Genomic DNA, 9,434 nt, shown 5'->3' with positions numbered 1-9,434 from the left:
CTCCCCCCGCTGCCAGCCTGTTCTGACCCGCACCCGACCCACGGAACTCAACCCCCTGCCGCCGATTCGCCGGGTGCACCCCTCTTGTCCCGGCCCGTCCGGTCACGGATGCTTGCCCCACTACGTCGTCGTCATCGTCACCCTCACCCTCACCCTCAACTCAGCGGGGGATCCTCATGGCCCACCTGACCGGCCGCGCCCTCGGGCGCCGCGTGTCGGCTGCCGCCGTCACTGCCGTCACTACGTTCACCGTGGCCGTCGTCGCCGCGACGTCCGCCGCGCCCGCCGGTGCGGCCGGCGCGCCCGCCTTTCTGCAGCCCGGGGAACTGCCCCCGCACGCCGGTTCGCCGTGGCACGCCGGGCCCGTGACGAGCGGGGTGCCCGACCCCGTGCCCTTCTGCGTGGGCGAGGCGCTGCCGGGCGCCACGTCGATGTTCCGTCAGTTCTGGACGGACGTCGACACCAACGCCCAGCAGGTCACCGTGGTCGAGCGCGACGAGGCCGCGGCGCGGCGCCTGGCCGCCCTCCTCGACCGTGCGGTCCGGCAGTGCCCTGCGAAGGTGCAGCAGCAGGACCCCGACGTCACGGCGAAGTGGCGTGACTACGGCCCCGTCGACGCCGAGGAAGGAGCCCGCGTCCACGGCGTGCAGACCACGCACGCTCAGACCGGCAACGACGTGCACTTGTTCGCCGTCGGCCGCGACGGCAGAACGGTCACCGTCGTGCACTGGGGCGAGATGGGCACGTTCGCGCACGCGCCGGTTACCGCGTTCAAGAAGACGACGCGCACGGCGGTGGAGAAGCTGTACTGACGCCCGCACGCGCGCCTTAGGACGGCAGTTCCGTCCCCTTCGCATGGGACACGAAAACGGCCCACGCTCCGGTCGTGAAGACCAGGGCGGGGCCGTGGGGACTTTTGCTGTCGCGGACGGCGATGATGCTGGTGGAGCCGTCCGCCACCTGTATGCAGTCACCCTGGTGGCCGCTGTGACTGCTCTTGTGCCATGAGGTGCTTCCGGAAGCCGTGTTGTGGCGGTCCTGGTACCTCACACGAGATCCTTTACCACGTGCGCAATGAGGTCACGCGACGACGTCGCATCGAGTGCTGCCGCGCAGATGTCCTCGAACAGCCGACTGTAGGTCATGAGGTCGGACTTTCGTTCCAGTTGGATGCTACTCGTGTGGGACTCGGTGTACACGACGTCGAGGTCGCTGCGGACGGGGAACTGAAGGATCACGAACGGTCCTGTCAATCCGGCGTGCGCTCCCGCGGCGAACGGCAGTACTTGGAGGGTGATGTGCGGCTCTTCGGAGGCAGCCAGCAGGCGGCGAAGCTGCTGCACCATGGCGGGGGCGCCACCGATCACCCGGCGCAGTGACGCCTCGTCGAGGACCACCCGGAGGTCGAGCGGATTGCTGCGTCGGAGGACGGCGTTCTGCCGGGTGAGCCGGACGCTCACCAGGGCATCGATCGCTTCCGGGGACAGGTCCGGTTGGAGCGCGCCGATCACTGCGCGGGCATAGGCGGGTGTCTGCAGCAGGCCGGGAATGAGTGTGTCGCGGAAGGTCCGCAAGGATGTCGCGTCCGCTTCGAGGGCGATGTACGACGTGTACCTCTGCGTCAGTACGTCGGAGTAGGGCGTCCACCACATCCGCTGCCTGCCTTCTGCGGCAAGCGCCTTGAGGGACGCCCGGGCTTCGAGGGCGGTGACTTCGTAGGCATCCAGAACAGCCTCGACCTCATGGGCGCGGATGCCGGATCGCCCGCTCTCCACTCGGCTCACCTTGGACTGATGCCAGCCGATGCGCTCCGCCGTCTCGCTGGTCGTGAGCCCCAGCCCCTCGCGGAGCTGACGCAGTTCGGCGCCGAGGATCCTGCGGCGCACAGTGGGCAGGGCGGGCACTTCGAACCTCCCGGAAGGGCGAGTTGAGGGGCCCAGTGTCCCGCAGGGGCCAACAAGGTGAAGCCAACTTTCATACGTTCCGATGCACTTTCACGGATTCTGATGCCGTCAGTCGGAGAGGCGGGCATGCTGCTGGCCGGAGAGAACAGAAGACCCCGGCGGCCGCTGCAACGGCCCCGGGGCGTGGTCAACACTGATGAGGAGCGTCAACATGCGTCATGTTATCTCTCGCTGCATCGAGTGGGTCCGGACTCTCAAGTCCGGATCGCCTGATGCGGCGGCTCCGGTGACGCCACCCGAAGCCGCGCCCGCCCTCGGGGCGGACGTGGCCGCGCCGCCGCTCTCCTCCTGCGGCGTTTACGTCTGGGCCACCGCCCACGGCATCGACCTCAGTCACCGCGGTCCGCTGGCCTCGTGTACCTGCGGCCGGGGGGACGGCCCGGCCCCGCGCGCCGCCGTCGGGGCCTTCGTCGTGGACACCCGTACGGACCGGCTGGGCCGGGTCATGGGGCACGAGGGTCCTCGCCTGCAGCTGCGGCCGCCTGCCGGCGGGCGGGAGTGGGAGGCGGAACCGGCCGCGGTGCGGCCGGCCACCGACGTGGAGCTGCTCATTGCCAAGGTGCGGGAGGCGAACGCGGCCAGCCGTTGGGGGAAGTGAGCCTGCGTGCCGGAGGGCTCGTGCGGTCCGTGAGTCCTCCGGCGCGGGAGTCTAGGCCCGTCCCCCCGCCTTCCTGAAGGACGAGAAGGCCAGGGACGCCGCTGCCAGCACTGCCGGGATCAGCAGTAGCACCCCCGAGAAGGCCAGGACGCCCGCCGTCAGCAGGGAGCTCGCCACCGCCGCGTACCAGAGCCACGTGCGGCGGGGGAGGAGGGTGAGGGCCGAGAGGAGGCCGGCCAGGGTGACCGATGCCAGGCAGGTGGACGTCGCGCGCATCAGGCCGTCCAGGTCCGTCGTGCCGAGGGAGGCGATCACGCCGACCGCGGTGCAGGCGACCGCGAGGACCGCCAGGCTGCGCCGGGGCACTTCGCCGGTGCCGCCGCCGTGGGCGAGCCAGCGCGGGGCCGCGCCGTCGCGGCCGAGGGCGGCGCCCAGGCGGGAGGCGCCGGCGAGGTAGGTGTTGACGGCGCCGAAGGTGAGGAACAGGGCGGCGACGGCGGCGATCGGCCGGGCGGCGGCGCCCGCGCTCTGCGCGAGCAGGTCGGTCAGCGGGGTGTCCGTGCCGGCGGCGGCGGGGCCGAGGGCGCCGATCGTCGTCACGGCGAGGCCGAGGTAGAGGACCGAGACGGCCGCCAGGGTGTACGACGTCACCCTGGGCAGGTCGCGGGCCGGGTTCGCGAACTCGCCCGAGAGGTGGCTGGCCGCTTCCCAGCCCGCGAAGGCGAAGAACAGCACGCCCGCCGCCGAGCCCACCGATCCCCAGCCGTGGGGTATGAAGGGGGTGAAGTGTGCGGAGGTCATGTGGGGCGCGGCCGCGACGGCCGCGCCCAGGAGCACTGCCGCCAGCAGGGCGACGAGCAGCAGCTGCACCCGCCCGGACAGGTGCAGGCCGCCGCAGTTGGCCGCGAACGACGCCGCGATGACCACGGCTCCGATCGCCGTGGCCGCGGTGGAGCCCCACCCGAGCGCGCCCGCCACGTACTGGCCGCCGATGAGTGCCGCCGCCACCACGCCGAGGGGCACGGCCCCGTAGAACCACCAGCCGACCGCGGCCGCGGCGCGCGGTCCGGCGGCGCGGTGGACGAAGGTCGCCACGCCGCCGCCGTCCGGGTACCGGGCGCCCAGCGCGGCGAACGACAGGGCCACGGGCACGCTGGTCACGAGCAGGACCAGCCAGGCCAGGATCGAGGCGGGGCCGGCCGCGTCGGCGGCCAGGGCGGGCAGGGCGAGGACGCCGGGGCCGAGGACGGCGCCGGCGCACAGGGCCGTTCCGCTGCCGATGCCCAGCCGTCGAACGGACGGCCGGGAAGGGGCGGGGGTTCGGGTGGTTCGTACGGTCACGGAGGCAGAAGTTAGACCGACCGCTGAGGAAATGGGGTGGGTGCCGAACGATATTCGGTGCGTGCGGCATGATGTGCCCCCATGGACGACATAGATTCGGCGATCGTCAGGGAACTGCAGCGTGATGCACGGCAGACCAACCGCGACCTCGCCCGCACGCTCGGCATCGCCCCCTCCACCTGCCTGGAGCGGGTGCGGGCGCTGCGTCAGCGGGGAGTGATCACCGGGTACCGCGCGACGGTCGACCTGGGGGCGCTGGGCCGGCCGGTGCAGGCGTTGCTCTCGGTGCGGATCAGGCCGATGAGCCGGGAGGTCATCGAGGGCTTCAAGGCGTATCTGATCGGCCTGCCGGAGGTGCTCAACGTGTACGTCGTCGCGGGCGGCGACGACTTCCTCGTCCACGTCGCCGTGCCCGAGGTGGACGACCTGCACAGCCTCCTCATGGACCGCTTCTCCGGGCGCCGCGAGGTCGTGGACTTCCGCAGCTCCGTGATCTACCAGCACGTGACCAAGGACGTGGTGGGGCCGCTCGTGGCAGGGTGACGGCATGGACGCAAGCAGCCCTACGGACCCGAGCCGGCCCACGGACGCGCCCGGCCCCCGCAGCCCCGCCCTCGACCTCATCCGCACGGTGGTGGATCCCGGCAGCTGGCGGTGCTGGGACGAGCCCGTCGGCGTCACGACGGACGACCTCGCCTACCGCGCCGACCTCCTCGCGGCCCGCGAGCGCACCGGCCTCGACGAGTCGGTCGTCACCGGCGAGGGCCTGGTCCGCGGCCGCCGAGTGGCCGTCGTGGCCTGCGAGTTCCGGTTTCTGGCCGGGTCGATCGGCGTCGCGGCGGGGGAGCGGCTGGTCCGGGCGGTGGAGCGGGCCACGGCCGAGCGGCTGCCGCTGCTGGCGGCGCCGGCGTCGGGCGGCACGCGGATGCAGGAGGGCACGGTGGCCTTCCTGCAGATGGTCAAGGTCGCCGCCGCCATCACCGACCACAAGGCGGCGGGCCTGCCCTACCTCGTCCACCTCCGGCACCCCACGACGGGCGGCGTCCTCGCTTCGTGGGGCTCGCTCGGCCACCTCACCTCCGCCGAGCCGGGCGCGCTCATCGGCTTCCTGGGTCCGCGGGTCCACGAGGCCCTGTACGGCGAGGAGTTCCCGCCGGGGGTGCAGCTGGCGGAGAACCTGAAGGCGCACGGTCTCGTGGACGCGGTCCTTGCGGCCGAGCAGCTGCCGGGGGTCGTGGGGCGGGCGCTGACGGTGCTCTGCGGCGACGGCCCGTCGGGTGTCCGCTCCGGTGTCCGGCCCGGTGTCCGGCCCGGTGTCCGCTCCGGTGTCGGCTCCGGTGTCCGCTCCGATGCGGGCTCCGGGGAGCGGTCCGGAGCGCGTTCCGGTGAGCACCCCACGGCGGCCGCGCCCGCCGTCCTCCCCTCCGCCGCCGAATCGATTCGCCGCTCCCGCGACCCCGAACGGCCCGGCGTGCGCGAACTGCTGGACGCCGCCGCCACCGACGTCACCCTCCTCAGCGGTACGGGCGCGGGGGAGCGCGACCCGGGGCTGCTCCTCGCACTGGCCCGCGTCGGCGGCACGCCCTGCGTGGTGCTCGGGCACGACCGCGGCAGCCTGCATGACGCGGAGAGCGCGTCCGTGCCGCCCGCCGCCGGGCAGGCGCTCGGTCCGGCCGGTCTGCGCGCGGCCCGGCGCGGGATGCGGATCGCCGCGGGGCTGGGCCTGCCGCTGCTGACCGTCGTCGACACGGCGGGCGCGGCGCTGTCCCGGGAGGCCGAAGAGGGCGGCCTGGCGGGGGAGATCGCACGGTGCCTGGCCGACCTGGTCACCCTGCCCGCGCCGACGCTGTGCCTGCTGCTGGGCCAGGGCGCGGGCGGCGCCGCGCTCGCGCTGCTCCCCGCGGACCGGGTCGTCGCGGCCCGGCACGCGTGGCTGTCGCCGCTGCCGCCGGAGGGCGCCTCCGCGATCCTGTACCGCACGACGGACCGGGCCGAGGAGGTCGCCGCCCGGCAGGGCGTGCGCTCCGCGGACCTCCTCGCGCACGGCATCGTGGACCTCGTGGTCGAGGAGCCGAGCGCCGGCGACGGGCCTTCGGCGACCTCTGCGACCGGCGATTTCCTGCCGCGCCTCGGGGCCCTCCTCGGCGCCGAAATGACCGCACTCGGGGCGCGTGAGCAGGGCGAACGGCTGGCCGAACGGCGGGCGCGCTACCGCCGGATCGGGCTGGGAAGCTGAGGCTCCGGGGTGGCGGAACCGGGCATTGAGGAAATAGCTGGTGTGCGCACCATCAAAAATTGACAAGGTAAGCCTTACCTAACCTAGGGTCTCCTCCGTGAACGAGACCGCTCCAAGAGCCGTCGCGCCTGCCGCCGGGCGCGCCGCTCCAAGTCGCCGGGCCGCCCTGCTCCTCGCAGGTGCGGCCGCGCTCGCCGCGTGCACGGCGCTCAGCCTCGCGGCCGGATCGCGCCCGGTGCCCCTGGCCACCGTGTGGCACGCCCTGGCCGGGGACGACGCCGGCCGCGACGGGCTGGTCGTCACCGGGCTGCGCCTCCCGCGGACCGTGATCGGCCTCGTCGTGGGCGCGGCGCTCGGCGTCGCGGGGGCCGTCGCCCAGGGCGTCACCCGCAACCCCCTGGCCTCGCCCACCACCCTCGGCATCAACGCCGGGGCGAGCTTCGCGGTCGTCACCGCCATCTACGCGCTGGGCCTCACCCGCCCCGTGGAGTACCTGTGGTTCGCCTTCGCGGGTGCCGCGCTCGCCACCGTCGCCGTGCTGGCGCTCGCCCGCCACGCCGGCGAACTCGACCCCGTACGGCTCGCGCTCGGCGGGACCGTGCTGGCCGCGGTCCTCGGCGCGTGGACCTCCGCGGTCATGCTGGCCAGCCACCGCACGCTGGACGAGGCCCGCTTCTGGCTGGCCGGTTCGCTCGCCGGGCGGCAGACCGACATCCTGCTGCCCGTCCTCGCACCCCTGCTCGCCGGTCTCGTGCTGGCCCTCGCCATCACGCCCGCGCTCAACGCCCTCGCCCTCGGCGACGAGACCGCGCAGGCGCTCGGCGTGCCGGTCGCGAGGGTCCGCGCCGCCGGCGGGCTGGCCGTGATCCTGCTCGCCGCGTCGTCCGTCGCCGTCGCGGGCCCGCTGTCCTTCGTGGCGCTCGCCGCCCCGCACCTGGTCCGCAAGCTCCTCGGCGCGGACCACCGCTGGCTCGTCCCCGGCTGCCTCGTCGCCGGTCCGCTGCTGCTCCTCGGCTCCGACGTCGCCGGACGGGTCGTCCTCGCCCCGACGGAGATCGAGGTCGGCATCGTCACGGCCTTCCTCGGCGCCCCGATGCTGGCCCTCCTCGCACGGAAGGCGGCCCGATGAGCGACCTGCGCCCCGCGGGCGGCCCGCAGAGCGCGTACGGCACCGGCTCGCGGCCGGCGGCCGCCCCCCGTACGGGCGGGTCCGCGCTCGCCCGCCGGCGCCGCCGCGTCGTCCTGCTCTCCGCCGCGGCCGTCCTCCTCCTCGCCGTCCTCCTCGCCCTGGGGCTGAGCACGGGCGAAGTCCGCGTGCCGCCCCTGGACGCGCTGCAAGCGCTCTTCGGCATCGGTGACAGCGCCGACGTGATGCTCGTTCAGGAGCTGCGGGCCCCGCGCGCCGTCGCCGCGGTCGTGGCCGGCGCCGGGCTCGCCGTCGCCGGAACGCTGATGCAGCGCGTGCTGCGCAACCCGCTCGCCTCCCCGGACGTGGTCGGCGTGACCGGCGGCGCCTCCCTCGGCGCGGTCGCCGTCCTCGCCACCGGCGCCCCGGCGGCCCTCACCCCGGCCGGGGCGCTCGGCGGCGGCATGCTGGCGGCCCTGCTGCTCGCCGTGCTCTCCTGGCGCGGCGGCGTCACCGTCACCCGTATCGTGCTCGTCGGCCTCGCCGTGCAGCAGGGCCTCGCCGCCGTCGTGAACCTCTTCATCGTCCGCTTCCCCGCCGAACTGGCCGCGGACGCCCTGCAGTGGACCACCGGCTCCGTCTACGGCCGCACCTGGACCGAGACGGGCACCGGCGGCGCGCTCGTCCTGGCCGGCGTCCTGCTCGCCCTCGCCGGTCACCGCAGGCTCGCCGTCCTCGACCTCGGCGACGACTCCGCCGGCGGGCTCGGCGTCGCCCCGAACGCGGCCCGCGTCCAGCTCCTCCTGCTCGCCGTCCTCCTGGCGTCCGTCGCCGCCGCCCTCACCGGGCCGGTCGGCTTCGTGGCCCTGGCCGTCCCCCACATCGTGCGGTTCCTGGCCGGGCCGCCGACGGCCGGCTCGCTCGTCCTCACCGCGCTCGGCGGCGCCGTGCTGCTGCTCGCCTCCGACCTCGCCGTCCTGCACCTGCTGCCCGTCCACGGCCTGCCCGTGGGGGTCGTCACCGCCACGCTCGGCGCCCCCTGGCTGCTCGTGCTGATGCTGCGCCAACTCAAGCCCACCGCTGGGAGCACCGCCCGATGAGCGACGACCGCCCGACCACGCCCGGCCCCGCAACGCCCGACGCTTCCGCGACCGCCCGGGGCACCACGACGACACACGACCCGGTGCCGGTCCCCGGCGGGGTGCCGGTCCGTGGCCCGGTGCCCGCACCCGGCCGGGCGACCGCCGACGGCTCGGCCGGTGCCCGCGGCTCCGCGGCCCCTGGCGGCCCGGTGGCCGCCGAGCACCCCGCGGCCGCCAAGGCCCCGGTCGCCGCCGGCCTCGCCGCCCATGGCCTGAGCCTCGGTTACGCAGGCCGCACCGTCGTGGACGGCGTCGACCTCGCCGTCCCCGGTGGTGCCGTCACCGCCGTCGTCGGCCCCAACGCCTGCGGCAAGTCCACCCTGCTGCGCGGTCTCGCCCGCCTGCTGGCCCCCGCCGCCGGCACCGTCACCCTCGACGGCGCCGACATCCACCGCATGCCCGCCCGCGCCCTCGCCCGCCGTCTGGGCCTGCTCCCGCAGCAGGCCGTCGCCCCGGAAGGCGTCACCGTCGAGGGGCTCGTACGCCTCGGCCGCTACCCGCACCAGCGCATGCTCACCCCCTGGTCCAAGGCCGACCAGGCCGCCGTCGAGGCGGCCCTGGCCCGTACCGGCACCGACGCCCTGCGCGACCGCCCGGTCGACCAGCTCTCCGGCGGCCAGCGGCAGCGCGCCTGGATCGCCCTCGCCCTCGCCCAGGACACGCCCCTGCTGCTCCTCGACGAGCCCACCACCTTCCTCGACCTGCGCCACCAGCTCGACGTGCTCGACCTGGTCGAGGAGCTCAACACCGAGGCCGGCCGCACCGTCGTGATGGTCCTGCACGACCTCGGGCAGGCGGCGCGCTACGCCGACCACCTCGTGGTCATGTGCGACGGCAGACCGGCCGCCGCCGGCCCGCCGGGCGAGGTCCTCACGGCCGAACTCGTCGAGCAGGTCTTCCAGGTGGAGTGCCGGGTCGTCCCCGACCCGGAGACCGGCACGCCCCTGGTCGTCCCCCGGGCCCGCTCCGGAAGGCGCCGCGCCCCCGACCGGCCCGCCGTCTGAGGCGCGCCCACCAGACCCCCACC

General features: G+C 74.8%; 10 protein-coding genes. 7 read left to right on the top strand and 3 right to left on the bottom strand.

Translation table 11 applies throughout. From position 1 onward, the window contains the following. The first annotated feature begins 176 nt into the window (after positions 1-176). Entirely contained in the window at positions 177-812 is a 636-nt protein-coding gene (locus ACSNOG_RS30170) for a hypothetical protein (RefSeq protein WP_436755879.1), read from the top strand. Between the two features lie 16 nt (positions 813-828). Here ACSNOG_RS30170 and ACSNOG_RS30165 read toward each other — a convergent pair whose 3' ends face one another. Both ACSNOG_RS30165 and ACSNOG_RS30160 read right to left on the bottom strand, forming a co-directional pair. After that, positions 829-1,050, bottom strand: coding sequence for a DUF397 domain-containing protein (locus ACSNOG_RS30165; protein ID WP_436755878.1), 222 nt, complete (start codon positions 1,048-1,050; stop codon positions 829-831). After that, positions 1,047-1,904, bottom strand: coding sequence for a helix-turn-helix domain-containing protein (locus tag ACSNOG_RS30160; protein WP_436755877.1), 858 nt, complete (start codon positions 1,902-1,904; stop codon positions 1,047-1,049). Before ACSNOG_RS30160 ends, ACSNOG_RS30165 begins: the two co-directional genes overlap by 4 nt. 286 nt (positions 1,905-2,190) lie before the next feature. On the opposite strand from ACSNOG_RS30160, the gene ACSNOG_RS30155 reads away from it, so the two are divergent. Continuing rightward, on the top strand, positions 2,191-2,562 hold the full coding sequence (locus ACSNOG_RS30155) for a hypothetical protein (RefSeq protein ID WP_436755881.1): 372 nt from the start codon (positions 2,191-2,193) through the stop codon (positions 2,560-2,562). A 51-nt stretch (positions 2,563-2,613) separates the two neighbouring features. On the opposite strand, the gene ACSNOG_RS30150 is transcribed toward ACSNOG_RS30155, so the two are convergent. After that, positions 2,614-3,903: an APC family permease gene (locus tag ACSNOG_RS30150; protein WP_436755876.1), complete on the bottom strand. Its 1,290-nt coding sequence runs from the start codon at positions 3,901-3,903 to the stop codon at positions 2,614-2,616. A gap of 81 nt (positions 3,904-3,984) precedes the next feature. Between ACSNOG_RS30150 and ACSNOG_RS30145 the strand changes: the two genes are divergently transcribed. From ACSNOG_RS30145 to ACSNOG_RS30125, 5 genes are all read left to right on the top strand, one after another. Beyond that, positions 3,985-4,446 (top strand): Lrp/AsnC family transcriptional regulator, encoded by a 462-nt coding sequence (locus ACSNOG_RS30145; protein ID WP_336013305.1) that lies wholly within the window; start codon positions 3,985-3,987, stop codon positions 4,444-4,446. Between the two features lie 4 nt (positions 4,447-4,450). Then, positions 4,451-6,139 carry a carboxyl transferase domain-containing protein gene (locus ACSNOG_RS30140; protein ID WP_436755875.1) on the top strand — a complete coding sequence of 563 codons (1,689 nt, stop codon included), beginning with the start codon at positions 4,451-4,453 and terminating at the stop codon, positions 6,137-6,139. Positions 6,140-6,236: 97 nt separating this feature from the next. Continuing rightward, complete coding sequence (locus ACSNOG_RS30135; protein ID WP_436755874.1) at positions 6,237-7,268, top strand: FecCD family ABC transporter permease; 1,032 nt, start codon at positions 6,237-6,239, stop codon at positions 7,266-7,268. Continuing rightward, positions 7,265-8,365, top strand: a complete 1,101-nt coding sequence (locus ACSNOG_RS30130; RefSeq protein WP_436755873.1) for a FecCD family ABC transporter permease — start codon at positions 7,265-7,267, stop codon at positions 8,363-8,365. Before ACSNOG_RS30135 ends, ACSNOG_RS30130 begins: the two co-directional genes overlap by 4 nt. Positions 8,366-8,556: 191 nt before the next feature. Further along, the gene (locus ACSNOG_RS30125; protein ID WP_436755880.1) at positions 8,557-9,411 is read left to right on the top strand and encodes an ABC transporter ATP-binding protein; all 855 of its coding nucleotides are present in this window, start codon (positions 8,557-8,559) and stop codon (positions 9,409-9,411) included. Positions 9,412-9,434: the final 23 nt, after the last annotated feature.

Origin of the sequence: Streptomyces sp. URMC 124 (assembly GCF_051386455.1) — a bacterium.
GTDB lineage: Bacteria > Actinomycetota > Actinomycetes > Streptomycetales > Streptomycetaceae > Streptomyces.
Note: the sequence above shows the minus strand (reverse complement) of the source record. Positions and strands in the feature narration are given on the sequence as shown.